At 63.4% G+C, this 25,302-nt stretch carries 25 protein-coding genes; 7 read left to right on the top strand and 18 right to left on the bottom strand.

Features of this window, described 5'->3' with window-relative positions; genetic code table 11:
* Positions 1–4: 4 nt before the first annotated feature.
* Positions 5–511 carry a DUF2141 domain-containing protein gene (locus tag SPYCW_RS02750; RefSeq protein ID WP_232014808.1) on the bottom strand — a complete coding sequence of 169 codons (507 nt, stop codon included), beginning with the start codon at positions 509–511 and terminating at the stop codon, positions 5–7.
* A 134-nt stretch (positions 512–645) separates the two neighbouring features.
* Between SPYCW_RS02750 and lptF the strand changes: the two genes are divergently transcribed.
* Together lptF and lptG are read left to right on the top strand one after the other, a co-directional pair.
* On the top strand, positions 646–1,866 hold the full coding sequence (gene lptF, locus SPYCW_RS02745) for an LPS export ABC transporter permease LptF (protein WP_120215490.1): 1,221 nt from the start codon (positions 646–648) through the stop codon (positions 1,864–1,866).
* A gap of 1 nt (position 1,867) precedes the next feature.
* The gene (lptG, locus tag SPYCW_RS02740; protein WP_120215489.1) at positions 1,868–2,968 is read left to right on the top strand and encodes an LPS export ABC transporter permease LptG; all 1,101 of its coding nucleotides are present in this window, start codon (positions 1,868–1,870) and stop codon (positions 2,966–2,968) included.
* A gap of 250 nt (positions 2,969–3,218) precedes the next feature.
* Here the strand turns inward: lptG and SPYCW_RS02735 are convergent, their stop codons facing one another.
* A complete protein-coding gene (locus SPYCW_RS02735; protein ID WP_120215488.1) occupies positions 3,219–4,325 on the bottom strand; it encodes a fatty acid desaturase family protein in 1,107 nt (368 codons plus the stop codon).
* 119 nt (positions 4,326–4,444) lie between these two features.
* Here SPYCW_RS02735 and SPYCW_RS02730 point away from each other — a divergent pair, with 119 nt between their 5' ends.
* Positions 4,445–5,614 (top strand): N-acetyltransferase, encoded by a 1,170-nt coding sequence (locus tag SPYCW_RS02730; RefSeq protein ID WP_120215487.1) that lies wholly within the window; start codon positions 4,445–4,447, stop codon positions 5,612–5,614.
* Between the two features lie 220 nt (positions 5,615–5,834).
* Here the strand turns inward: SPYCW_RS02730 and xth are convergent, their stop codons facing one another.
* The 7 genes from xth to SPYCW_RS02695 all read right to left on the bottom strand — a co-directional run bounded on the left by xth (position 5,835) and on the right by SPYCW_RS02695 (position 13,083).
* Entirely contained in the window at positions 5,835–6,605 is a 771-nt protein-coding gene (xth, locus tag SPYCW_RS02725) for an exodeoxyribonuclease III (RefSeq protein WP_120215486.1), read from the bottom strand.
* Between the two features lie 164 nt (positions 6,606–6,769).
* The gene (erpA, locus tag SPYCW_RS02720) at positions 6,770–7,111 is read right to left on the bottom strand and encodes an iron-sulfur cluster insertion protein ErpA (RefSeq protein ID WP_120215485.1); all 342 of its coding nucleotides are present in this window, start codon (positions 7,109–7,111) and stop codon (positions 6,770–6,772) included.
* A 100-nt stretch (positions 7,112–7,211) separates the two neighbouring features.
* Positions 7,212–7,847: a M23 family metallopeptidase gene (locus tag SPYCW_RS02715; protein WP_232014807.1), complete on the bottom strand. Its 636-nt coding sequence runs from the start codon at positions 7,845–7,847 to the stop codon at positions 7,212–7,214.
* Between the two features lie 179 nt (positions 7,848–8,026).
* On the bottom strand, positions 8,027–8,818 hold the full coding sequence (locus SPYCW_RS02710; RefSeq protein ID WP_172595559.1) for a ferritin-like domain-containing protein: 792 nt from the start codon (positions 8,816–8,818) through the stop codon (positions 8,027–8,029).
* Positions 8,819–8,967: 149 nt separating this feature from the next.
* Complete coding sequence (locus SPYCW_RS02705) at positions 8,968–9,432, bottom strand: peroxiredoxin (RefSeq protein ID WP_172595406.1); 465 nt, start codon at positions 9,430–9,432, stop codon at positions 8,968–8,970.
* Positions 9,429–12,137 carry a bifunctional [glutamine synthetase] adenylyltransferase/[glutamine synthetase]-adenylyl-L-tyrosine phosphorylase gene (locus tag SPYCW_RS02700; protein ID WP_120215482.1) on the bottom strand — a complete coding sequence of 903 codons (2,709 nt, stop codon included), beginning with the start codon at positions 12,135–12,137 and terminating at the stop codon, positions 9,429–9,431. The genes SPYCW_RS02705 and SPYCW_RS02700 overlap by 4 nt, the downstream gene beginning before the upstream one ends.
* Positions 12,138–12,288: 151 nt before the next feature.
* Complete coding sequence (locus tag SPYCW_RS02695; RefSeq protein ID WP_120215481.1) at positions 12,289–13,083, bottom strand: response regulator; 795 nt, start codon at positions 13,081–13,083, stop codon at positions 12,289–12,291.
* A 196-nt stretch (positions 13,084–13,279) separates the two neighbouring features.
* Here SPYCW_RS02695 and SPYCW_RS18890 point away from each other — a divergent pair, with 196 nt between their 5' ends.
* Entirely contained in the window at positions 13,280–13,450 is a 171-nt protein-coding gene (locus SPYCW_RS18890; protein ID WP_172595405.1) for a NepR family anti-sigma factor, read from the top strand.
* Between the two features lie 2 nt (positions 13,451–13,452).
* On the opposite strand, the gene tgt is transcribed toward SPYCW_RS18890, so the two are convergent.
* The 9 genes from tgt to SPYCW_RS02650 all read right to left on the bottom strand — a co-directional run bounded on the left by tgt (position 13,453) and on the right by SPYCW_RS02650 (position 23,939).
* The gene (gene tgt, locus SPYCW_RS02690; protein WP_120215480.1) at positions 13,453–14,577 is read right to left on the bottom strand and encodes a tRNA guanosine(34) transglycosylase Tgt; all 1,125 of its coding nucleotides are present in this window, start codon (positions 14,575–14,577) and stop codon (positions 13,453–13,455) included.
* Positions 14,578–14,770: 193 nt separating this feature from the next.
* Positions 14,771–15,259: a hemerythrin domain-containing protein gene (locus SPYCW_RS02685; protein WP_120215479.1), complete on the bottom strand. Its 489-nt coding sequence runs from the start codon at positions 15,257–15,259 to the stop codon at positions 14,771–14,773.
* 58 nt (positions 15,260–15,317) lie between these two features.
* On the bottom strand, positions 15,318–17,507 hold the full coding sequence (locus SPYCW_RS02680) for an EAL domain-containing protein (protein WP_120215478.1): 2,190 nt from the start codon (positions 17,505–17,507) through the stop codon (positions 15,318–15,320).
* A gap of 142 nt (positions 17,508–17,649) precedes the next feature.
* Positions 17,650–18,063 (bottom strand): hypothetical protein, encoded by a 414-nt coding sequence (locus SPYCW_RS02675; RefSeq protein WP_120215477.1) that lies wholly within the window; start codon positions 18,061–18,063, stop codon positions 17,650–17,652.
* 125 nt (positions 18,064–18,188) lie between these two features.
* A complete protein-coding gene (locus SPYCW_RS19210; RefSeq protein ID WP_232014806.1) occupies positions 18,189–19,106 on the bottom strand; it encodes a hypothetical protein in 918 nt (305 codons plus the stop codon).
* Between the two features lie 8 nt (positions 19,107–19,114).
* Positions 19,115–21,580, bottom strand: coding sequence for a fimbria/pilus outer membrane usher protein (locus SPYCW_RS02665; protein WP_232014805.1), 2,466 nt, complete (start codon positions 21,578–21,580; stop codon positions 19,115–19,117).
* A 158-nt stretch (positions 21,581–21,738) separates the two neighbouring features.
* Positions 21,739–22,545 carry a fimbrial biogenesis chaperone gene (locus SPYCW_RS02660; RefSeq protein ID WP_120218055.1) on the bottom strand — a complete coding sequence of 269 codons (807 nt, stop codon included), beginning with the start codon at positions 22,543–22,545 and terminating at the stop codon, positions 21,739–21,741.
* 97 nt (positions 22,546–22,642) lie between these two features.
* Positions 22,643–23,425 carry a hypothetical protein gene (locus SPYCW_RS02655; protein ID WP_120215476.1) on the bottom strand — a complete coding sequence of 261 codons (783 nt, stop codon included), beginning with the start codon at positions 23,423–23,425 and terminating at the stop codon, positions 22,643–22,645.
* A gap of 145 nt (positions 23,426–23,570) precedes the next feature.
* Positions 23,571–23,939 (bottom strand): hypothetical protein, encoded by a 369-nt coding sequence (locus SPYCW_RS02650; RefSeq protein ID WP_232014804.1) that lies wholly within the window; start codon positions 23,937–23,939, stop codon positions 23,571–23,573.
* A 30-nt stretch (positions 23,940–23,969) separates the two neighbouring features.
* Between SPYCW_RS02650 and SPYCW_RS19205 the strand changes: the two genes are divergently transcribed.
* From SPYCW_RS19205 to SPYCW_RS02645, 3 genes are all read left to right on the top strand, one after another.
* Positions 23,970–24,116, top strand: coding sequence for a hypothetical protein (locus SPYCW_RS19205; RefSeq protein WP_232014803.1), 147 nt, complete (start codon positions 23,970–23,972; stop codon positions 24,114–24,116).
* A 36-nt stretch (positions 24,117–24,152) separates the two neighbouring features.
* Positions 24,153–24,476 (top strand): hypothetical protein, encoded by a 324-nt coding sequence (locus SPYCW_RS18765; protein ID WP_145985931.1) that lies wholly within the window; start codon positions 24,153–24,155, stop codon positions 24,474–24,476.
* Between the two features lie 146 nt (positions 24,477–24,622).
* Positions 24,623–25,291 (top strand): helix-turn-helix domain-containing protein, encoded by a 669-nt coding sequence (locus SPYCW_RS02645; RefSeq protein ID WP_120215475.1) that lies wholly within the window; start codon positions 24,623–24,625, stop codon positions 25,289–25,291.
* Positions 25,292–25,302 lie beyond the last annotated feature (11 nt).

Genomic DNA, 25,302 nt, shown 5'->3' with positions numbered 1-25,302 from the left:
GTCCCTATTCGACCGGGTCGAACGACAAGCCGTTGACGTAGTTCAGTACGATCGGCACGCGCTTGGTGGCGCCGCCGACGGCAAAGCTGACCGTCGCCAGTTTCGGCTTCCGCTTGAAGATGAAATCGCTGACCTTCATGTCGGGGTTGCCCGACAGGCCGGCGCCGTCGCTGCGGTCCGATTTGCCGTTGCCGTTCATGTCGTGGCGAACCGACACGACATAATTGCCCGGCTGCTTGACCGGGACGCACACCGACATCGTCCCGGTGCGCGAGACGGGAACGTCGACGCGCTCGATCCACTTGCGCTTTTCCAGATAGCTGCTGTTCGCGCTGTAGATCTGGACCCGCACCGTGCCGGTGCGCGCCTTGAATCCGCGCACATCGACCTGCACAGCGGTCGCATTGCTGTTGCACAGGGCGGCTGCCGGACCCAGCGCAGCACCCTGCGCCGCGACGGGCGCAATCAGCGCTCCGGCGGCGAGCATACCGGCGAGAATAATTTTCGACATGACCTCAATTCCTCCAGAGGTTATAGCCACGCCGACAAACGCATAATGCACCTGCCGACACGGGCCCCTGTCGCCCTTGAATCGGCATATCGGAAACAACTGCGGCCAAATCATGGTGATGGGGCGACGAAAGATTGAATAAGCTGCCTGCCATCGACCGCTACATCGCGCGGCTCATCTTTTTTCCCATGCTGGGTACGCTGGTCCTGTCGGCGATGCTGCTCGTGCTCGAAAAGATGCTGCGGCTGTTCGATTTTGTCGCCACCGAGGGTGGGCCGGTCAGCATCGTGTGGCGGATGCTCGCCAATCTCATCCCCGAATATCTTTCGCTGGGCATCCCGATCGGCCTGATGCTGGGGATTCTTCTGGCTTTCCGCAAGCTTGCAACGACCAGCGAGCTCGATGTGCTGAAGGGCGTCGGGATGAGCTTCGGGCGGCTGATGCGCATTCCTTTCGCCTACGCACTGGCGTTGGCCGCGCTCAATCTGGCGATCGTCGGCTTCATCCAGCCCGTCGCCCGCTATGCCTATGAAGGCTTGCAATTCGAGCTGCGCTCGGGCGCGCTGGGGGCGTCGATCAAGGTCGGCGAGTTCACCAAGCTGGGCGACCGCATGACGCTGCGGATCGAGGAAAGCTATGACGACGGCAAGTCGCTGCGCGGCATTTTCGTGCGCGGCGACAATCGCGACGGCCAGCGCGTTTCGGCGACCGCCGCGCGCGGGCAGTTCCTGGCCACCGACGACCCCAACACGATCATCCTGCGATTGTCGCAGGGCGTGCTGATCCACGAATCGCCTAAATTTTCGGTGCCGCGGGTGCTGACCTTCGACAATCACGACCTGCCGATCCCGTTGCCCAAGATCGAGGCGTTCCGCCTGCGCGGCGGCGCCGACCGCGAAATGACGATCCCCGAACTGTTCGTCGCGGGCAAGGACCAGAGCCAGTCCGAGCAGACGCGGCTCGAATCGCGCGCCAATTTCCATTTCCGCATCGTCGAAGTGCTGTCGATGTTCCTGATCCCGCTGATCGCGGTGGCGCTGGCGATCCCGCCCAAACGATCGACCTCCTCGCTCGGCGTCTTCCTGTCGATCGTGCTCTTGGTAACCCAGCACAAGATCAACCAATATGCCGAGGACATGGGCGCGCGCGGCGTCGTCGATCCGGTCATCGCGCTGTGGGTTCCCTTCCTGCTGTTCGCGGCGCTGGCGATCTGGATGTATTATGTCGTTGCGCATGTGCCGGGCGGCCAGCCGATCGGCGCGCTCGAGCGAGTGGCGGCGAAGTCGGCGCAAAAGATTCGCGGGCTGTTGACGATGTTCCAGCGCAAACCGCGGGGCGTGGAAAGCCTGACCTGATATGCACCAGCTTCATTTTTTCCCGTCGCGCACGATGGCGCTCTATGTCGGGCGGCTGTTCCTGGTCCGCTCCTTCTCGATCCTGTTCGCGCTGGTGCTGATCCTGCAAACGCTCGACCTGCTCGGCGAAAGCGGCAAGATCCTGGCGGTCGCCGGTAACAGCGACGCCGATGTCTGGCGCTATGTCGGGATGCGGCTGCCGCAGATCATCGAAACCTTCCTGCCCTTTTCGGTGCTGCTTGGCACGATATTGACGATGGTGACGCTGAACCAGAACAGCGAGGTTATCGCGATGAAGGCGTCGGGGATGTCGGCGCACCAGGTCCTTGCGCCGCTGTTCCTTGCCGCGCTGCTGGTCGCCGGGATCAGCTTTGCCTTCAACGAACGCATCGTCACCCGCTCTACCGCGGCGCTCAGCGCCTGGCAGAAGGTCGAGTATAAGCGGGTGCCCCCCGACAATGGCGTGCGCAGCAACATCTGGGTGCGCGACGGCAACAATCTGATCAACGCCGAAACGGTCGAAACCGGCGGACCTGCGATCGTGCTGCGCGGCGTCACCATCTATGAACGCACCGGCGGCGTGCTGTCGTCGATGCTGAAGGCCGACAGCGCGCGCGCGGTGGCCGGGGGCGGTTGGGAAATGACCAATGCGCGCCGCTTCATCCGCCGGTCGGGGACGCTGGAACCGCTGGGAACGATCGTCGCGGCAAAGTCGGTGCGCCCCGACCAGTTCACGCTGGCGCAGGTCGACGGCGACGAGCTTCCCTTCCTGAAGCTGAAGGCAGCGATCGACGATCTGGAGGCCGCGGGCCGCCCGGTCGGGGCGCTGAAAGGTGTGTTGTGGCACAAGATTTCGGGACCGCTGTCGGCGATCCTGATGCCGCTGCTGGGCGCCGTCGCGGCGTTCGGCCTCGCGCGGTCGGGCAAGCTATTCATTCGCGCAATCGTCGGGATGGGGCTGGGCTTCGCCTATTTCGTCGCCGACAATTTCGCCCTCGCGATGGGGGATTTGGGCGCCTACTCGCCGTTTCTGGCGGCGTGGGGGCCGTTTATCCTGTTCGCGCTGATCGGCGAGATGATTTTGATCAGGACCGAGGAATAGGATCAGCGTCGGCTCGCGACGAACAACCTGCCATTCATAATGTCGTCATCCCGGCGAAGGCCGGGATCTCAACCTATCGTCCAACCGCACCGGCGAGATCCCGGCCTTCGCCGGGATGACGAGTTAGAAACAGTCAGTGACGAAAACGAACCGTCGCCCCCGCGAAGGCGGGGGCCGCTGTCGGTTTACGCAGCAGCGTGGGACCAGGCAGCTAGCGGCCCCCGCCTTCGCGGGGGCGACGTTCCATTCCTCAGACCGCACCCCCCCGCGCCGAACCCGCCACCAGATTCACCACCAGCTTCGGCAGGCTGTCGTAATTCGCACCATGATATTGCGAATCGGCGGGCAGCACGTCCTTCAACCGGCGATGCGCCTCGGCGAGTGCATGATAGGGCACGCCCGGCAGCAGATGGTGCAGCGCATGATAGCGCAGCCCCACCGGCGCCCACAGCTCGGGCAGCAGGCCCGGCGGCGGCACGTTGACGCTGTCAAGGAACTGGCCGGTCACGGTCAGCACTTCGCCGTCATTTTCCCAAAGGTGCGCCACCAAGGTGCGGATCTGGTTGAGCACCAAAGTCGCCGCCGCAATCGCGCCAAAGATCAACAGCGCGCGCAGCGGCACCCAGCCGAAGACGCCCGCGGCGATCAGCAGGCTCGACCACGCCCAGGCGCCGCCCTCCTGCCACGCCCACATGCGGCGAAACTCGCCTTCGGGCGCCTTGCGGCGGAACAGCGGGTTGATGATCATGCCCGAATAACGCTCGACGACGATCCGGCGCAGCGGCGGGATCAGGAACGACAGCGGGGTCAGCACCGCATAGCGGAACAAGAGCGCCAGCGGCGCGAACGCCGCGGCAACGACGAACAGCGGCACCGTCCACGGCTTCATCAGCGCGAGCGGCAGATATTCGGGATCGTCGACCGTGCCATATTTGGTGCGATTGTGGTGCAGGCTGTGGATGCCTTCATACATGTACGACGGGATCAGCAGCGGCACGCCGACGAGCAGGTTCCACGCGAAGCGGAAACCCGGCAGCGCGTTTTTGCGGATATGCGTCAGCTCGTGGATGAAGCTGCCGGCGCGATAGAGCGCGAGGATCGCGATCAGCGCGGCGGCGAGCGACCAGGCGAGCGTCGGCGCCAAAATGGCGCCCGCAACGCCGGCATAACCGATGACGGTCGATGCCAGAAAATCGGTCCAATAGATGCGCGCTGACGGCGTGACGAGGTCGCGCGTCAGCTCCGACGCGGCGCGGATCATCGCCATGTCGTCGGCGATTGCCGATTTGGGGATCCGGGCCGCCGCCTTGACCAGCGGTGTGTCGACCCGATCGGCAGAGGGATTGATCGTCGTCATAACGCTCGCTCTTCACCATGATTTCGTGGCAGCAAAATGGCCAAATGCGGGTCGCCAGCGCCGCGGCGATGCCCTAATGCGTCATCCGACATATAGGGTTGGCATTTCAGGAAACCAGTATGAGCGGACATTCGGACGGACCGATCACCATCCACCCGGTCAAAGACAAGAACGACCGGCGCGAGTTTGTCGAGCTGGCCTTTCGGCTCAATCGCGGCGATCCGGCGTGGGTGCCGCCGCTGAAGGGCGAGGTGTATAACCTGCTGACTCCCGGCAAAAATCCGTGGTTCGAACATGGCAAGGCGCAATTGTTCCTGGCGCGGCGCAACGGCCGCACCGTCGGCCGGATTTCAGCGCATATCGACGAACTGGCACTCGCGCAGCCCGCCGAACAGGGGATGGGACCGGGGACGGGCAACTGGGGGCTGCTCGAAGCCGAGGATGCGGAAACGACCCGCGCGCTGCTTGTCGCCGCCGAGGATTGGCTGCGCAATCAGGGGATGCACCGCGCGCTAGGCCCGCTGTCGATTTCGATCTGGGACGAACCGGGGCTGTTGATCGAGGGGTTCGACAACCGCCCGACGGTGATGATGGGGCACAACAGCCCACTCTATCGCGGCTGGATCGAGGACAGCGGTTATCGCCCGATCAAGCAGCTGCTGAACTACGACGTCCATGTCGCCGACGGCTTCCCACCGCTGGTCAATCGCATCGTCGCCGCGGGCGAGAAGAACGCGCGCATTCGGATCCGCAAGGTCGACAAAAGCCGCTTCGATGCCGAAGCCAAGCTGATCATGGGGCTGCTCAACGATGCCTGGTCGGACAATTGGGGGTTCGTCCCGCTGACCGACAGCGAGATTGCCTTTGTCGGTAAAAAGCTGAAAACCCTGGTGTTCGAGGATCTGATCCGCGTCGCCGAAGTCGACGGCGAGCCCGTCGCTTTCATGATTGTCTTGCCCAACATCAACGAGTTGCTGATCGACATGGACGGATCGCTGCTCCCCTTCAACTGGGCAAGGCTGCTGTGGTGGCTGCGCAAGCCGAAAAGCCGCACGCTGCGCGTACCGCTGATGGGGGTCGCCAAAAAGCTGCAGAACAGCCGGATGGCGAGCACCCTCGCCTTCATGATGATCGAATTCATCCGCCGCGACGCGGTGAGCGACTATGGCACCGAGCGCGGCGACATCGGCTGGGTGCTCGACGACAATCAGGGCATGAACGCGGTCGCCGAGGCGATCGATGCCAAGATCAACCGGGTGTACCAGATTTACGACAAGCCTTTGGGCTGAACTGCCGGAGCTGGAGCGCGGAGAGTTGCTGCTAAATCCTCCCTGTCGCGAAGCGATGGGGAGGTGGCAGCGGCGCAGCCGCTGACGGAGGGGCGACAACACCGGCGTCGCGGCCCTCCACCCCTCGCTTCGCGAGCGGTCCCCCTCCCCATGGCTTCGCCACAGGGAGGATCAAAGGCGCCTGTTGCTCGTTAACCGCCGCTTTGCTTATGCCCGCGCTTCAAGCCAGCACCACCCAGGTAGGCGCATGGTCGCTGGCCTTCTCTCGCCCGCGGTGGTCCTTGTCGACCCCGGCGTCGATCAGCCGGTCGGCGAGCGCGGGGCTGAGCAGCAGATGGTCGATGCGAAAACCATGATCGCGTTGCCAGCCGCCCGCCTGATAGTCCCAGAAAGTCCAGACATGCCCGCCGGGGTGGCGGCTGCGGATCGCGTCGGTCCAGCCGTCGCCGAGCAGGCGGAACCACGCATCGCGCGATTCGGGCTGCATCAATGCGTCGGTGGACATGGCGCGCGGATCCCACACATCGTCGTCGTGCGGGATGACATTGTAATCGCCGGTCAGGATGGTCGGGATTTCGGCAGCAAGCAGGAATTTCGCCCGCTCGCGCAGCCGCGCCATCCAGCGCAGCTTGTAATCGAATTTGGGGCCGGGCTGCGGATTGCCATTGGGCAGGTAGATGGACGCGACGCGCACCCCGTGGACGTCGGCCTCCAGATAGCGCGACTGCTCGTCCTCGTCCTCACCCGCCAGCCCGCGCTGGATTTCGACCGGCTGGGCGCCTTTGGCGAGGATCGCGACGCCGTTGAAGCCCTTTTGCCCGTGATAGAGAAAACCGTAACCCGCCGCCTCGATCTCCTTGGTCGGCATCGTTTCATCGCTCGATTTCAGCTCCTGCAGGCAGGCGACATCGGGCTGGGTTTCCTCGAGCCATTCGATCAGGCGCGGCAGGCGAGCCTTGATCCCGTTGATATTGAAGGTCGCGATTTTCATGAGGCACCTATGGCAGCAAGATTGGTGCATAGACAAGTATCGGACCGTGCAAACGCATCTCAATGCCTTGCACCGTGCCCTGAGCCTGTCGAAGGGCGCTTCTCGGTGAGGCGCCCTTCGACCGGCTCAGGGCTACGGTGACTATTGTCTCCGAGGTTTGAGATCTAAATCGAGAAGCTCGACCCGCAGCCACAGCCCGACGCCGCATTGGGATTTTCGACCTTGAACGACGACCCGCCGAGCGAATCGACGAAATCGACGATGCAGCCGCGGACAAGGTCGATGCTCACCGGATCGACCACCAGTTTCACGCCATCGGTTTCGGTGACGATATCGTCACCCTCGATGCTCTCGGCGAGGCCGAAGCGATAGGTGAAGCCCGAACAGCCGCCGCCATCGACCGCGAGGCGCAACGCTGCCTGCGTCTCGCCCTTGCGGTCGGCGATCCAGCGGACGCGCGCCGCGGCGGCGGGCGACAGGGTGATATCGGAAAGCTGGGTGGCCATGGGGGCTAGATAGGCGCTTTGTCTCAAATGAAAAGGGCGCCGCGACGGTTATCCCGCCTGGCGCCCCTCCTCTCCGACCCAGGAAAGCTCGTCATTCTTCTTATTCGGGACCGCCCATCGCGACATCTTTGCCCGTGATTGCGGCGATCGCCATCTGATCCGACCGCACGAACGGCATCGGATTGACCGGTGCGCCTTCGATACGGACTTCATAATGCAAATGGTTGCCGGTCGAACGACCCGTCGAACCGACATAGCCCAGAATATCGCCCTTTTTGACCTGCTGGCCGGGGCGCACAATGTAGGACGACATATGGCCGTAGCGCGTCTGGATCGCATTGCCATGTTCGACTTCGACATAATTGCCGTAGCCGCCGAGGCGCTGGGCGCGGCCGACGATGCCGTCGGCGGTCGCATAGATCGGGGTGCCGTGCGGCGCTGGAATGTCGATGCCATTGTGGCGCGCGACCTTGCCGGTCACCGGGTGGACGCGCATGCCGTACGACGACGACAGCGACATCTGGTCGATCGGGCGACGCGACGGCACGGCAACGCCGAGCGAGGCGGTCAGGCCGGTGTCGAGACGCTTCCACGCCTGGAAAATCGCACGGGCTTCGCTGTCTTCGCCGACCGACGGAACGCCAGCGGTGAAGCTGTCGTCATCGGGTTCATCGGGAACGATAATGCCGGCATCGGCGCTGGTTTCGGCAGCTTGAACGGCGGGCGTTGCCGTCATGAAACATGCTGCGGCGCAGAGCATTGCGACTTGATGCAACTTCTGCGTCAGAAGAGTGTTTATCAAAATACGACCCCGCGTGTGCCATGTCGCCAAAGTCATCAAAAGGCTTTGGCGCCGGTGTTTGTTGGTTTGGATGATTGCTCATCCCCCGCGAAGCCTGTGTGCTATCCCAATGGTTAAGACGCAATAACACCATAGTATTCTTGCGTCAGACCGGCGTCGTGGCGCGCCGAGTCGTTGAACGGTGGCTTCAACGCCCCCCGAAATCGCGCTTTTACGAGGGTCTGCCACGTTTCGACGGCGTTGAATCCCCGTTCGTCGCACATCCAGCCGAACCATCGGGTGCCAGCGCGCACGTGGCGCACTTCGTCGGTGTAGATTCGCGACAGGATCCGCGCCGAAGCGTCGTCCCTCGCGTCCCGGAAACGCGCGATCGTCGGCGGCGTCACGTCGAGCCCGCGTGCTTCGAGCACCATCGGCACGATCGCGAGCCGCGCGAGGACGTCGTCCGCCGTGACCTGCGCCGCTTCCCATAGTCCGGCATGCGCGGGCAACGCGCCATAATGGCTGCCGAGCGTGCGCAGCCGCCGGTCGAGCAGCGCGAAGTGCATCGCCTCGTCGGCGGCGACGCCGATCCAGTCGTCGACAAACGCGCGCGGAAATTCGCCGCCAAAGCGGCCGACGAGATCGACCGCCAGGTCGATCGCGACGAATTCGATATGCGCCAGCGCGTGGAGCAGCGCGATTCGCCCGCGTTCGGAGCCGCCCTTGCCGCGCCGCGGCATCCGGCTGGGTTCGAGCAGTTCGGGCGCGGCGGGCCACGCGGGCTGGTCGGGCATCGCCGTATCGCAGCGATGATCGAGCCGCCCCTGTCGCCACGCGCGCGCCAGACCGCGCGCCGCGCGGCGTTTGTCGTGCGGATCAGGCGTCAGCAGGACCGCACGCGCGGCTTCGCCGATACTTTGCATAGTCATATTGCCGTTCGTCCTGAGGAGGGGCTGAGCCTTGGCGAAGATCCATCTCGAAGGACAGCAGCGCTCCGTCCGCGTCCTTCGAGATGCCATTTCGACAAGCTCAATGGCTCCTCAGGACAAACGGATTGCAAAGGCACCATATCCTAGAGCGCCTTCGCCGCCTCCAGCACCGCTTCGGCATGCCCTTTGACGCGCACCTTGCGCCACTCCTTTGCCAGCTTGCCATCGGCGCCGAACAGAAAGGTCGAGCGTTCGATCCCCATATAGCTGCGCCCGTAATTCTGCTTCTCTACCCAGGTGCCGAACGCCTCGCACACGGCGCCGTCTTCATCCGACGCGAGGCGGACGGTCAGGCCATATTTGTCGCGAAACTTGCACAGCTTTGCCGGGGCGTCGCGCGACACCGCGAGCACCTGCGCGTTCAGATGCGCGAATTCGGGCGCGAGGCGGGTGAAATCCTGCGCTTCGACCGTGCAGCCCGGCGTATCGGCCTTGGGATAGAAATAGACGACCAGCGACGCGCCGGTCATCGCGGCGAGATCGATCGTCGCGCCATCGGCGTCGAGCAGCTTTACCGCGGGAATGGCATCTCCGATTGCGAGGGTCACGGCTTTGTCTCCTGCTGGGCGGGGCGAATCGACGCCCACCAATTTGCGATCTCCTGCCGCGCCGCGTCATGCGCGGCAAGCAGTTGCGGCCAGCCCGGTTCGCCGCACTGACTGGCGACAAGTTGCCGCGCTGCCGCGGTCGGCGGCTCGCCATCGGGTGCAGTCAGGCGCAGCATCACGAGCATGCGCGCCAGCAAGCCATGCGCCGCGACAACCTCTGCCGGGACCAGCCCCGCGGCGTGCAGACAGCCGAGCGCCGCGGCGATATTAGGGTCGTGGCATTGGCCGCTGGCAAGCTGGGTCACCTGCATCGCGAATTCCATGTCGACGAGGCCGCCAGGGCCGCCCTTGATATCGAGCGCCCCCTGCGACGGCTTGTGCGCCGCGATCTTGGCGCGCATCTCCGCGGCGTCGCCCGCCAGCCTTGCCCGATCGCGCGGCATCGCGAGCAGTTCGGCGATGATCCGTTCGACCTCGGCGCGCGCCTTGTCCGATCCATAGACCGGCCGCGCGCGGAGCAGCGCCATATGCTCCCACGTCCACGCCTCCTCGCGCTGATAGCGTTCGAAGCTGTCGAGGGTGACCACCAGCGGCCCCTGCGCGCCCTGCGGCCGCAGCCGGGTGTCGACATCGTATAGCTTGCCCGCCGCGGTCGGCACCGACATTGCGGCGGTCACGCGCTGCGCGAGGCGGTTGTAATAGGTGGTCGCCCCGAGCGGGCGCGGCCCGTCGGATTCGGCCAGATGGTCGCCGGTGAACAAATAGATGAGGTCGAGGTCGGAGGCATGGGTCAGCGCCCTGCCCCCCAGCCGCCCCAGCGCAAGCACGACAAGCTCGCTGTCCGCGATCCGCCCGTGCGCCTGCACAAATTCGGCGACGGTCGCATCGGCGAGTACGGCAAGTGCCGCTTCGGCGAGTTCGGAATAGCCGCACGCGATCGCCAGCGGATCGGTCGCCCCCGCGACGAGCTGAACGCCATAGGCAAAGCGTCGCTCGCCGACATGATCACGCACGCGGTCGAGCAGTCGTTCATAGTCGAGCGCCGCCAGCCCCGGCAGCCATTCTGCGACCAATTGCGCCTTGTCCGCAGGCGCATCGAAGGCACGCTGGTCGATCAGCCCCTCGATCAGCTGCGCCCGCGCACCGAGCGCATCGGCGAGCGTCGGGGCGAGCGCCAGGACGCGCGTCGCGATCCGCGCCAGCGCCGGTTGCGCTGCGAGCAGATGGAAGAAATTGACCGCGCTCGGCAATCCCGCGACCAGCTTGTCGAAGCGCGTCAGCGTCGCTTGCGGATCAGGCGCCGCGCCCAGCGCCTTGACCAGTTCGGGCAGCATCGTTTCAAGCGCGTCGAGCGCCGCCGCGCTTCGCAATGCGCGAAGCTTGCCGCCGCGCCATTCGCCGATCGTCCGGACCGCGGCGTCGGGTGGGTCAAAGCCTGCTGCGATCAGCGCCGCCGCCAGCCCGTCATCATCGCGCGGCAGGCCGGTGGTCACCGCACGTTCGGCCACCAGCCGATCGTAGCAAGCGCCGACATCGGCGGCGACGGGTTCGAGCATGGCAAGCAGCGCCGCGCCGTCGGCGACGCCGTCGAGCCGCGCGACGCCATCGAGCGCCGCGGGCTGGACCGGCAGGCAGTGCGTCTGCTGATCCTCGACCATCTGCAACCGATGCTCGATGCGGCGCAGCGTGGCATAATGGCCCGACAGCCGCGCCGCGACATCCGCCTCGACGCGCCCCGCCGCCGCGAGCGCGGCCAGCGCATCGACGGTCGCGGGCACGCGCAGCGACGGATCGCGGCCGCCATAGATCAGCTGATGGACCTGCGCGAAAAATTCGATCTCGCGGATGCCGCCGCGCCCGCGCTTCAAGTCATAGCCCGGCCCGAACGCCTGACCCTGCGCAAAATGATCGCGGATCCGGTCGCTCATCGCGCCGATTTCCTTGAGCTGGCGGAAATCGAGACTGCGGCGCCAGATAAAGGGCTGGATCGCGGCAAGGAAATTTTCGCCCAATGCACGGTCGCCCGCCGAAGCGCGCGAACGAATGAAGGCGGCCTGCTCCCACGCCAGCGCTTCGGATTCATAATAGGAAATGGCGGCATCGACCGGCAGCACGATCGGCGTCACTTCGGGGTGCGGGCGCAGGCGCAGGTCGACGCGCAGCACATGACCGTCGCCGGTGCGCGCCGACAAAATCTCGGTCATCCGCCGCGCAATCCGGACCGCCGCTTCGGTCGGGTCGTCGCGTTGGCGGCGCGGCAGCGTGTCGGGATCGAAGATCAGGATCGGGTCGATGTCGGACGAATAGTTGAGCTCGTGGCTGCCAAGCTTGCCGAGCGCGATCACCGCCAGCCCGCGCGGTTCTTCGCCCGGAACGCGCTCGGCAAAGGCGGCGGCGAGCGCGGCGTCGCAGGCCTGATCGGCGAACTCCGACAACAGGCGGGTGGTGGTCGCTACGTCATGCTCGCCCGACAGGTCACCGAGTGCGAGCAGCAGCGCCATCCGCCCGCGCCAATGCCGTAGCGCCCGCATGATGTCGTCGTCGGCGGGCGGCGCCGACACGCTCGCAAGCGCGGCGTCGGCACCGTCGCCGAGAAAGCGCGTCACGTCGTCGGAATGAATGTCGGCAAGGCGCGCGAGGAACGGCGCGTTGGCGGTCAGACGGTTGAGCGCCGTCTGGCGGATGAGGGCGTCAGATGTCGTCATCGCGCGCCGCTATCGCCTGCGATGCCCTTTGAAGCAAGACGACTTCCTATGCCGTCGCCCCCGCGCAGGCGGGGGCCGCCACCGGCTTTATGCGGCGACGCCGCATGAAGGTATCGAGCGGCCCCGCCTGCGCGGGGGCGACGGATTGATATCAGGCCGGAACCGTGCTTTCGTCGAAGAACAGGACCTGCGAAATCGCCGCGCGCAAGGTCGCGGGTTGATAGGGCTTGGTGAGCAGGAACGCCGGTTCGGGGCGGTCGCCGGTCAGCAGCCGCTCGGGGAAGGCGGTGATGAAAATGACCGGCACCTTCATGTCGGTCAGGATTTCCTGCACCGCCTCGATCCCCGAACTATTGTCAGCGAGCTGAATGTCGGCGAGCACCAGCCCGGGCTGATGCTTTTGCGCTTCGGCCACGGCTTCGCGATGCGTCGTGGCGACCGCGACGACATCATGCCCCAGATCGCGGACGATCATTTCGATGTCCATCGCGATGATCGGTTCATCCTCGATAATCAGGATGCGCGCGCGGGTCTGGCGGTCGATTTCGTCGGTCGCTTCGGCAATCAGCGTCTTCACTTCGTCGGTGTCGCGTCCAATGATGCGGCCGGTGTCCTCGGCATTGAAGCCTTCGACCGCGGTCAGCAGTAGCGCCTGCCGCGCCAGCGACGGAATGCGGCGCAGGCGCGCGTCGGCGATCGCAATGTCGGTCAGCTGCGCGGCGTGATCGGCCGCCGCCGCGTCGGCCATCAGGCCGAAATTGTCGTGGACCATCCGGTAAAGCTGGATGCGCAGGTCGCTGGCGGTATCGACCGCCGCAGGGTTGGCAACCAATGTTTCGAGCAAACGCGCGACCAGCGCGTCGCCATTCTGCTGGCTGCCCGAAATCGCCCGACCATAACGCCGCAGATACGGAAGATGCGGCGCGATCGCCTGACCCAATGACATAATTTCCCTCCTGAAACGGGACTTAACCCGCCAAAAAACCAGCAAAAGCGGTCCAAAGCCGCGCCCGCCGACATAATTTCACCCCATGGGAACGATTTAGCCGCAAATTAGTTTCATGGGGAAGAACAAACGCGCCATTGCGGTTTGATAAATGCGCGGTTAGCAACGGGCCCCATGTTAAGCGAATGCTTCGATAATGCCGTCTGAAACCCGCGCGCCACGCGGCGCCAATTCGGCAAAGGACGTGGAAAAGAAGGTTTTCACCAAGGGACAGGACGTCAATGGCGCCCTGCGCCGTGCGTATGAATCGACGGTCGATGAAACCATCCCGCAGTCGATGCTGGACCTTTTGAGCAAGCTCGATTGACCTCAGCGCTGATAGCGCGCCTCAAAATCATTCTGAAAAGCCGCGAAGGTCCCGGTCGCGATCGCGTCGCGCATCGCCTGCATCAGCGCCTGATAAAAATGCAGATTATGCTGCGTCATCAGCATCGCGCCCAGCATCTCGCCCGACCGAACCAGATGGTGCAAATAGGCGCGCGACCAGGTCGTGCACACCGGGCAGTCGCATGATGGGTCGAGCGGCCCCTGATCTTCGGCATGTCTGGCATTGCGGATGTTGACCGGGCCATCCCAGGTAAAGGCCTGCCCGTTACGCCCCGACCGCGTCGGCAGCACGCAATCGAACATATCGACCCCACGCGCGACCGCGCCGACCAGATCGTCGGGCTTGCCTACCCCCATCAGGTAACGCGGCTTGTCGGCGGGCAGCTGGCCGGGCGCATAATCGAGCACCCCGAACATCGCCGCCTGCCCCTCGCCGACCGCCAGCCCGCCGATCGCATAGCCGTCGAACCCGATCTCGGTCAGCGCCGCAGCCGATCGCGCGCGCAGCTTTTCGTCGAGCGAACCCTGCTGGATGCCGAACAGCGCCGATCGCGCGGCATGCTCTTCGCCTGCGTCGAAGCCGGCGCGGCTGCGCGCGGCCCAGCGCATCGACCGCTCCATGCTCGCCTCGGCGCGCTTCGCATCGACGCCGTTCGGCGGGCATTCGTCGAACGCCATCACGATGTCGCTGCCGAGCAGACGCTGGATTTCCATCGAGCGTTCGGGGGTCAGCATATGCCGCGACCCGTCGAGGTGGCTCTTGAACGCGACGCCCTCCTCGCTCTGCTTGGTCAGCGCCGACAGGCTCATCACCTGATAGCCGCCGCTGTCGGTCAGGACCGGACGGTCCCAAGCCATGAATTTGTGGAGGCCGCCCAGCCGCGCCATGCGTTCGGCGGTCGGGCGCAGCATCAAATGATAGGTGTTGCCAAGGATGATGTCGGCGCCGGTCGCGCGCACCTCGGCAGGGCGCATCGCCTTCACCGTCGCCGCAGTGCCGACCGGCATGAAGGCGGGGGTGCGGATCTCGCCGCGCTGCATTGCAATCGTGCCGGTGCGCGCGGCACCATCGGTCGCGGCAATCGAAAAAGCGAATCTAGCGGTCATCGCGCGCGCCTATGGCGGGCAGGAGGCAAAAAGTCGAGCGGCAGGCCGATCCTCCATGTCGCGCAGCGATGGGGAGGGGGACCGTCGCCGCAGGCGATGGTGGAGGAGCGGCGACGTTACGCCTTGGTCCCTCCGTCAGCGCTTCGCGCTGCCACCTCCCCATCGCTCCGCGACAGGGAGGATCGACGATCGCCTATTCCTTCGCATCCTCGCTCGAAGGCTCGTCGGCCGCCGCCTTGGCTTTTTCCTTCGGCTTTTCCTTCTCGAAAATCGCCAGCAGTTCCTTTTTCTTCGCCTCCGACAAGCCCTCTTCGGCTTCGGGGAACATCTCCTCTTCCTCCTCCTCGATATGGTGGAGGTAACGGTCCTTCATCGTGCGAAAGCGGGTGAGCCAACCGGTCGAGCCGAAATCCATCTCGTAAAGCTCGGTCAGCATGTCGTCGATTTCCTTATGCTCCGACACGCTGTGCTGCGCCTCTTCGCGCAGGTCGGGCTTGCCGAGCATCGTCGCATAGAGCGACATTTCTTCCGACGCCGCATGCGCGGTCACTTCGACGCGAAAGGTTTCGAACAGCGTCTCGCGCTCGGGGCTGTCGCCCTTGGTCGCGTCGATCTGGTCGAGCAATTTGCGGTGGCGGTCGTGATCGGCCTTCAGCCGGGCAAAGATTTTCGTATCAGCCATGTTTGTCTCCTGTTCCGGAGCAAAACGGGCGATCGCGCGGACGGTTCCACGCCGCCGATCAGGCGGCTTTCCAGTCGTTCGTCGTCGTGAACAGCGGCAGCGCCATCGCCGCGGTCGATTGGGTCGCGGCGGCGATCAGATAGGGCGACACCCGGTGGCGGGTACACAGCCCGCCATTGCCGTCGCTGACCATCGTCTGTTCAAACTCGACGCCCTGTTGATGCTTCATCGACCGACGGACAGTTGCCGTGACCAGCTGCCCCTCGCCGAAATCGATCACGAACTGGGTGCCGAGCGGCACGTCCAATATCCCCTCGATAAAAGCGCCGGTCGACGACAGGTTTCGGATCACGACGTCGTAACGATGATTGTCGTGAATGGCGCCAACTTTCCGGAACAGCGAGAAGCGGTCGTTGCGCTGACGCGCCGGACCCGCGGGCTTGATCATCCACGATCCGGCTTCGGCATGCTCGAGCAACTCGTCGTGCACCACCGGCTTGCTATAGACATAGCCCTGGACATGACTGACGTTGAGTTTGCGGATCAGGTCGAGCTGGTCGAGCGATTCGATGCCCTCTGCCGTCGTCTCCATTTCCAGCGCTTCGGCCAGCGCGACGATCGCGGCGATGATCGCGCCGTTGCGCGACCCCGCCACCGTCGCGTCGCGCACGAAGCTCTGGTCGATCTTGATCTTGTCGAACGGCGCGGTCTGCAAATAGCTGAGCGACGAATAGCCGGTCCCGAAATCGTCGAGCGCCAGGCGGACACCCAGCGCCTTCAAGGCTTTGAACATCTTGGCGGTGTCGGCCGAATCGCCCAGAAACACGCTTTCGGTGATTTCGAGTTCGAGCCGATCGGGCGCCAATCCCGTCGTCGCCAGCGCATTGGCGATGATCTTTGGCAAATCGGCATTGGCGAACTGGATCGGCGACACATTGACCGCGACGCGCATGTCGCCCGGCCATTTGACGGCATCCTCGCACGCCTTGCGCAGCACCCATTCGCCGAGCGGCCAGATCAGATTGGCTTCCTCCGCGATTGGAATGAAGACCGCAGGCGAGATCAACCCGCGGTCGGGATGGGTCCAACGGACGAGCGCCTCAACGCCGGTCACCAGGTTCGACTTGGCGTTGACGACCGGCTGGTACCGCAGCTCCATTTCGCCGCGCACCAAGGCATCGCGCAGATCATCCTCGAGCGCGCGGCGATCCTCGGCCGCTTGATGCAGGTCGCTCGAATAGAAACTAAACCGGCCGCGGCCATTGCCTTTCGCCGCATAGAGCGCGAGATCGGCGTTGCGGACCAGGTCATCGCTGCTCAGCCCGTCGAACGGCGCAATCGCAACCCCGACCGAGGCGCCGATGATGCAGCGGCTGCCTTCGACCGAATAGGGTTGCGACAGGCTGTTGATGATGTCAGCGGCCATGTCGCCAAGTTTGCCGCGATCGTCGACGTCGGGAAGAATGATCTGGAATTCGTCGCCGCCAAGGCGGCTGACCATTTCCTTGTCACCGACGATCTTGAGCAGCCGCTGGGCGACCTGTTTGAGCAGCGCGTCGCCCGCCGGATGTCCCAGCGTGTCGTTGACCTGTTTGAAGCGGTCGAGATCGAGCAGCATGATCGCGCACACACGCTGTTGCTGGGCAAAGGCGGCGAGCGTGGTATCGAGCTTTTTCGAGATGTTGAAGCGATTGGCGAGCCCGGTCAGCGAATCGTAAAGCGCCAGGCGCGATGCATCCTCGGCCGATCGGCGCTGCGCGGTGACGTCGGTGCCGCTGCCGCGATAGCCGGTGAATTTGCCGCCAGCGTCGAACTGCGGCCGCCCTGAAATCGCCCACCAGCGATCGTCGCCCTCGAACGCGCTGCGCAATGGCAGCTCGTCGAATTTCGATTGTTTGGTGAGCAGGAAGGGCAACGTCCGCTGGCGTTCGCCATGGCTGTCGACGGGCAGGAACAGCTCGGTAAAGCTGGTGCCAAGCAATTGACCGCTGGCGCGTCCCATCAGCCGCGCGACCGAATCGGTGATATAGGTCAGCCGACCCTTGGCGTCGGTCGACCAGAACCAACCCTGGCCGCTTTCCTCGTAATTCTGGAGCAGCAGCAAAGCTTCGCGGGTATGCAGGTTCGGCGCGATGTCGCCGCGCGGTTTGCCGATGCGCGATCCGATCAGGCCGAAAAAGCCGCGCTGGCTTTCATCGACCGCATCATCCCCCCGCTCGCCGGATTCGATCCGCGATGGCATTTCCATCAAATCAAACTCTTGCTGGTCCCCACATGGCCGCCGTTATGCGTCCAATGCCTTGCGATATCGTGAATAATTGTCTGAAAATGTCGTGCGGAAAGCGGGCTCCGACCGGGTTATCGCACCCGGACGAGAGATCCCAAATTCGTCAGCTGGGAACGATCCTCAGTTCGAACCGGTCGGTGTCGAACCCATTGTCGCCCGGCACGGCAGCGATCGGACGCTCGCGAATGCGCGGCCCCGAAGCGCGGCTGAGAATCGCCTGACCCGAACCGTTCAGGATGATCTCGTCATTGCCAGCAATGATCCGCGTCCCCTCCAGCGATCCCGGTGCATAGTTGATGACCAGGTCATAGCCCGTGGGCGCGTTGCAATATTCGCGAAAGCTGCCGAGCGACACCGCGTCGCCGCTGATCGCGCCAAAGCCGGTCGGCTGGTGCTGCACGGAGCAGTTCACCGCGACCACCAGATTGAGGTTGAACCCGTATGTCGCCGCCATTGCAGCGGTCGGCGCGACCGCCATCACCGTGGCCGCCATCCCGAGCGAGAATTTCCTGAACATCCGCAAACCTTTCCGCCCTTCGGCAAAGCTTCGGATGAGGGTTTAGTTATGCAGATATAAAATGAAGTTAAGCGCTGGTTTGCCGTCCGCTAACCATAATGTAAGCGGCAAACGCGGCGAGCAATTCAGCGGGCGGTCACGGAGATCGAGATGACGTCGCTGTAAACCCCGGCGCGGCGGTCGGCGGTATTGCCGATAACGAACTGGATAGGCAGCGCGTCGCGGCGAGGGCCGTCGTTCGACGCTCCCGATATCGTCCGCGCGCCCAACAGATTGAGCGAATTACCACCAATCGCCAAGCTGTAAGGCACGTACCACTCGCTCGATCCCAACCGCAGGCGGCCGGAATTAGTCGACGTGACATTTACGTCATAGGAACCAGTGCTGGCGACGAGAAGATTGAGCTGTACCTGCGCAGGCCCAGGCTGCAGTTCGCCGAGATCGACCACCGCATACCCGCCATTCATCGTATAGGCACCAGCAAGGCCGATCCGGGCCGACGGCAGGACATCGATGCCAAGGACAATCCGCGTGCCGCCGAACGAGCGAAAGCTCTCATCCTGCGCCTCAAGCTTCACGTCTTGTGTAAAGGTACCCGAACCCCGAATATCGTCGGGATCCGCGACAAGTTTGTACATCAACGTGCGTGATGCGTTGGCCCCCAGCGTGATCATACGCTGCGTCGGATTTCGCTGGGTTCGCCCGGCCCGGGGGGTTACGTCTTGCGTATCGGTCAAATTGAGCAACGCATAACCAATGGGCTTTCCGGTGCCCTTCGACAGACCAAAGGGGGACCGATCAAGTTCAAAAGTCGGCGTGAAGCGGCACTCGCCGGTACCCTCATTCACAAAGGTGACGCTAAAGGTGCCCTGGGGCACGGCCCCGTCGAACGGATCATAGCCTTGGATCAGCCAGCTTGTCGGCGTCGCGTTGACCCGAATAAGACATTCGGCGCCCGGAACAGCCACGCGCGGAGCCGACGCCTGCGCGTAAAGCGGCGTTGCCATCAAGGCGGCGGCGAGGAACAGGGTTGGGCGCAGCATATTGCCTCCTAATTTTTCGAGCCGGGGCGAACGATACCAAGGTTTACGAGGCCATCGGTTTCCGGCGGCACGGCGAATTCGAAAGCCTGGTCGATCGTGCCATTACGCCCATAGGTTTCGACCAGATAGCGGCGCCCCGGAAGCAAGTTGGCAATCGCAAAGCGTCCGACCGAATTGGTGAAGAACGGAATCGGCTTCGGGCTTTCGCCGTCCTTGACATCAAGAAGGGTCACGCGCCCGCCGATCAACGAGACGGGCGTGTCAGCCGCGAGGACAAGGGTGCCCATCACACTCACAAAAGCGTCGGTTCCGATCCGCGCCGCATAGCCGCTCTTGTAAGGCGGATGGACGCGAAACACACCCGGACCGATGTCGTAACCCGCCGGTGGATTCTCGACATCATATTGAACCGACTGTGTCGCATAGGAGCCAAGGAAATTGTTGACCGCGGCGCCAAGCGCTCCGCTGCGACCGATGTAGTCGTTCTTGGCCAGCGACTGACCGGCCACCACACTGCGCTTGCCCAGATTGTTGTGCGGATAGAGCAGCATGAAGCTGTCGTTGATGCGGCGCCCCACACCCACCGCGCCGTCGGCAAAGGCGAGCGAAGTGCCGACGCGAACCGACGTGGCGTTGATGTCGGCGACGTTGGACAGGTTGGGACCGAATGTCGCGTGGCTGACCGATGCGTCGAAACGATTTCCGGAATAGGATGCATATCCGAGCGCGCGAGCGCTACCGTCCTGCCGGGTCACGACGCCGCCAAATCCGACGCTGCTGAGCTGGTTAAGGCCGCTCTGGTTATAGGAAAGCTCCCCTAGGTTGTCGCGGCTCTCGTACCGCGCTTCGGCCCGGCGCCGGTAATCGGGCTGGAAGACAAGGCCGATGTTGACGCTAAAACCCTTGCCCTGACTAAAGCTCGACGGGAATTTGGCATAGTCGACGCCGGCGCGCACCGACCACCGGTTGTCGATCCGGTATTGGCCTGATGTCCCAACGCGATAGCTATTCCCCAAACCATTTCGTCCGCGCAGGTACGAAGCGGTGGAGGTCGTCAGGAATTTTTGGCTGAACTGATGCGTATATTGCGCGGATAATGAATAAGCCGACGAGTTATTGCCCTCGGGATTTCCAAGTGTCGTGAATTTGGGCGAAATATAGTCGGCCCTCAACGAGAAGCTGTCCGCCAAGCCACCCCGATCGAAATAATGTTCATAGCTGACGCCGCTGGCGAAACCCTTCCCCTGCGATTTGGAATTGCTGGCCGCGCCGTCGAGAAGTAGCCGCCCGCCGTTACCCAGGACGAACTGGGTCTGCCCGGTCAGAGTCTGGACCTGTTCACTCAACTGCAAACCGACACCGAGCGCGGGACGGTCAAAGAAGGCCTTGCGGAAAAAGCCGGTAAAGACAATCGGCCCACGATAGTCGGGAGCGCCGCCAAACCGGCGACTCATCGGACCCAGGAACGCGCCATATTCATAGTCGCCGGGATCGAGATCGATCGGATCGAGATATTGCTGATAGGACAGATTCTGGACGGCACCCGTATTGTCGGTAACCTGAATCTCGATGTCGTTGCTGCCCGAAGTCAGGGGCAGCGAGCTGAAGTCATAGCGTCCGGGTTGCAGCCGAACCTCGCGGTACAGCGATCCGTTGCGCATGAATCGCACCGTTGATTCGCGCTGCAGGACAAGCTGCCGATTCGACTGGAGCACGGCCGCCCGGAACGCATTGAACCGGCGTTGCTGCCGCAGCACGCCAAGCCCGCCCATCTGGACAAACCCCTGCTGCCCGCGCGTTTCGACATCAAGATCGCCGAGAAACCAGCGACGATATTGTTTGGGCTGGTCGAACACGACACGCGCATAATTGCGATCAAATTTGTATTTTTCGCCGCTCGCAGTGGACTGCTGCGAAAATTGTGCATCGCCTTCGAAAACCAGCCCACCGAAGCGAACGGCGCCGTCGAAATTGACGGTGGGCGGATCGGCCCGGTCAAGTTCCCAGATATAGGTCTGGATCAGATTGAGATTCAAGAAAGCGGAGAGCCCCGCAGGCTGGAGTGAGACATCGTTCAGGTCGGCGCGCGGCGGAGCGAACAGATCCTGCGTGGCGCGCTGATCGGGCATGACCTCGACGACGACGACCGCGAGCGAGCTGGGATCGTAGTTAAGCTCCACCCCCGTCTTGCTGAGATCCTCGGGGCCGAAGGTTTCAAGACCCTGAAGGCGGCTGCTCAGGCCTGCATGTGCTTCATCGTTCAAAATCGGCTGCATCAGCCGGATGAATGTTGCCGTGTCGAGCGCAAAGCGGTCGTCGGCCGTCAGCTGCATCGGGATATCGCCCAGGCTGCGGTTCTGGAACGTCAGCGGCACCGTCATATCGATGTCGCGGTCATAGGGGTTGATGTCAGGCCGACCGTGCGGCCCGATCGGCAACTGCGGAATCAGCGACGTCGGCGCCGGTGTCGGCATCGGCGTTCCGGGCAGCGGAATCGTGGTAGGCGCGCCCGTTGGCGCAGTCGCTGGGCCTTGGCCCCCAGGTCGCTGCGGCAAGGGAATCGACACTTGCGCCGCCGCTGTGCTCGCACACAGCGCCGGTAGCGCAACAGAACAGAGAGCGGCTGCTATCCTCACTGAGCGAAGGTCAGCTTGATCGGTCCTGGGCCAAAGCCCGAAACGGGAACGCGGAACGACCGTTCGCCCCTCGCCGGAACATAACCCGATCCGACAAGGCGATTCAGCTCTTCAGGTGACAGATCGACACGCAACCACTTGCCGTCTTTTCCTGTACCCTCCAGTTGCCAGCCAAAATTTGCCATCATCGCATGACGGCGGCCGGCATTGCGCAGGGTGATTTCCACCCCGTCCTGCATCGGCGGAAGCTGGTCGGATCCCGGCGGTGCGGGCGGCTGATAGGTCAGCTGATGGACTGAGCTCGCTTTGACGTCGGGCGTCGCACCCGGCGGCGCAACGACGACGAGCCCGCGCATATGATAAAGCACCTGCACCTGCGCACCAAGGCCTTCGGTCGTCGACGGTTCGAGCGCGACGGGCAATTGCTCGACCGAAACATAAAAGGCTTGCGAGGTTTCCGGGTTGGGATCGCCCACCCATTGCAAGCGGATCACTTGGCGGCCGCCCGGCGCCAGCACACCCTGCGGCGGAAAAACGAGGAATTGATCGTCGGCGGGCGTCTCGGTGACGTTGCCGTCCTTGTCGATATCCATGCGGAGAATTCGGGTTTGAAATGCCAAATTGCCCTGATTGACATTCTGGACCTCGATACGCGCAACGGCATCGCTTCCGCGCGATTCCATTTCGAGCACCATCGGCGAGACGCGCATCGCCAGGGCCGGGCTGACGACAAGCAGCGTAAGCGCGGCGAATATCGACAGCAAAGCGCGTGCACGACGCTTCAAGCTCGCCAAAACCGTCATAAACCCCATCCCCTGCCGCTGGCGGCATCATCCATGCTATTCATAAAGAAAGGGGAAAGATCGCTCTTTCCCCTTTCCCTTTACGGACTATCCGAAATCAGGAAGCCGTCAGCGTCAGCGTGGTGTGGCCGCTGTAGGTACCAGCGACCAGACCCTTGGCTGCAACCGGCGCCGTGATCTTGATGTGCATGCCCGAACGCCATGCGCCCTGCGCCAGCTGGTCGCTCAGTTCGGTGGTCGAAACGTCGAGCGTCTGGCCGGTACCGACAGCCGGACCGCCAGTGCCAACGCCGGTCCAGGTCGCGACGACCTGATACGGGATGTGGTCCTGGAATTCGTCCGTGTCGTAACCGCCCGGAGCGGCGTTGACCAGGCCGCGGACGTCGCTCTTCACCAGCTTGACGGTGTTGTTGAAGTTGCAACCAGCGGTCAGCGTGTCGATGTCGGCAACGGCCGGGCCGACCATGTCGAACGCCTGATTGACGTTTTCATTGTTGCCGGCGCGAATGCCGATTTCGCCGAAGCTGATGTTGCGGACGTTGCTGGTGTAACCATTGCCCGAGTAGAACGAGCAGTCCTTCGGGACCGTACCCGTCAGGTTGAACTGCAGGCTGATGTTTTCGACCGTGCCGGTGGTGTTCGGCGCGTCGGCCTGCACCGTGTAGCGGGTGCCGAAGGTCTGCGAGTTTTCAACGACCGCATCCAAAGCCAAGCCGAGCAACGGGCCCGGGTTGGTGATGCCACCGCTAAGGTTGACGTTCCCGAAGAAGGGAACATTGACATTAGCCGTGCCAGCATAATGACGCTCGTTCGTCTGCGCCATGGCCGGCGTCGCGATCAGAGCGATGGCGGCAACGGCGCCGCTAAGGATCTTCTTCATAATCTTCTTCCCTCTATTATAACGCCGTCGCCCAAGGCCGGGCGGGGCGTGATATTTGCACCGGTTGGTCGGAGAACCGGGAGGGCATCGGTGCCTGCCCTGCCGGTTTTAAGTCCGCCCGCGACAAAGGCCGCAGGCGAATTCTTCAAAGCGGGGAAACGGTGATCGTGATCGTCTCCGAATAATCGCCCGCCAGCAGTCCGGCCTCGCCCGAAGGCTGGCCAAGATCGACCGACAGGCGCATGCCGTCGGTGGCGATGCCTCCGTTGCTGGAAATGACGCCGCCCGACAAAAGCTGGCGGCTGTTGAAAGAGCGGCTGATCGTCTGCTGCGCCGGAAAACGAACCGGCATTTCGACCGCCAGGCTGTACGGGAGCATGCCGCTGTACGGCCCCTGCCCGTTGGGCATCGTCGTATGCGCCAAACCGCCGCGCGCGCCCTTGATCGTCATCGTGAAGGGGACGTTGCAATCGAGCGCGACCTGCGTTTCGGCGCCCAGGCCGCGGCGTTCCAAATTGCCGAAATCCATGTTGCGATGTTGCCCATGGCGCAGTGGGCGCGGATCGCACCGCTGACCGCGATGTCGAGCGAGCGGACGTTCTGGATGTCCTTGGCGCTGGCGGTGGCGGCAAAGGCCGCCGACAACAGCATCAAAGCTGCGCCCGCGCCGAATCGCGCCACCTTGCGGTGAAGACAATGTGCCAAAAAACCCCCAATGCCGGGCCCGATGCCTGATTTCCCCAAGGCATCGCGCCGCGCGCTATTCTTGTTCCCGCCACCCCCGGTGGTCAAAGAATCGTTCAAATCTGATAGAGAAAATAAACAAAATATTTACATTGGCAATGCCGATACCATTCGGCTGAGCCCGTTTCGGGCGCTCATAGGGACTCTGTTCCCCTTTGAGACAGTGATCGACAACACATTAATATCATGGAAAAAAGCGGAATCGCCGGATTCTCGGGGCTTTGGCGGTGCCGGATGGCGCGCGAATCGGATCGTTCCTGACAATGCTCGGCGTCAAGCGAGCGCGATAGGCAAACTAAACTTTTAACTTAGCTGGTCTTTGCCGTGCGCTCCCCCGCCCGGCTGGGCACCGCCCGCAACGCCGCGCATCGCGCCTCGACGGCGGTCGCCAAGCGCGCACGCATGGCCGCATATCGGTTCCGGTAACGCCGCCTTAACCCCAGAGCGCCGATCATGGACGCGATGGCAATCCCGGCATTTATCGAAAAAGCCCCGTCAGGCGGCACAGCGCGCAGCACGCGGCGGACGTTGCGACTGCGGCTGCAAGGCCGGGCTGGCGGCGGCGATCTGAACGTGTCGGTGCACAATATCTCGGCAACGGGTCTGTTGCTGGAGGGCGATGCCGCGCTGGCGGTTGACGACCGCATCGACATCGACTTGCCGCATTCCGGGGTGACCCGCGCGAGGGTCATCTGGGTCAGCGGTTCACTCTATGGCTGTCAGTTCGAATCCCCGATCTCGTCCGCGACGCTGAGCGCTGCGCAGCTTCGCGCGGTCGTCAGCGGCGATCGCACGGAGGACGTCTCTGCAAACGAACCCACCGACGAGAGCTTTGGCGACCGCCTCCACCGCCTGCGGACCGCCAAGCGGCTGACGCAGCTGGAAATTGCTGGCGAACTGGGGGTGAGCGAGCAGTCGATCTCGGCCTGGGAGCAGAACAAGGCGCGGCCCAAGGCGGGACGGATCAAGGCGCTGGCGATCCTCCTGAACGTCGAAGTGACCGAATTGCTGGGAATCGACGAGGCGCACAGCCTGCGCGATGTCGTTGCGCGCGCCAAATCCCAGGTCGCCGAAGCCGCCGCGATCAGCGCCGATAACGTCAAGATCATCATCGAAATCTGAACGGTTGCGCG

The sequence above is a fragment of the Sphingopyxis sp. EG6 genome, assembly GCF_003609815.1.
GTDB lineage: Bacteria > Pseudomonadota > Alphaproteobacteria > Sphingomonadales > Sphingomonadaceae > Sphingopyxis.
The sequence above is the reverse complement of the archived record's forward strand: the minus strand, read 5'-3'. Positions and strand labels throughout refer to the sequence as shown.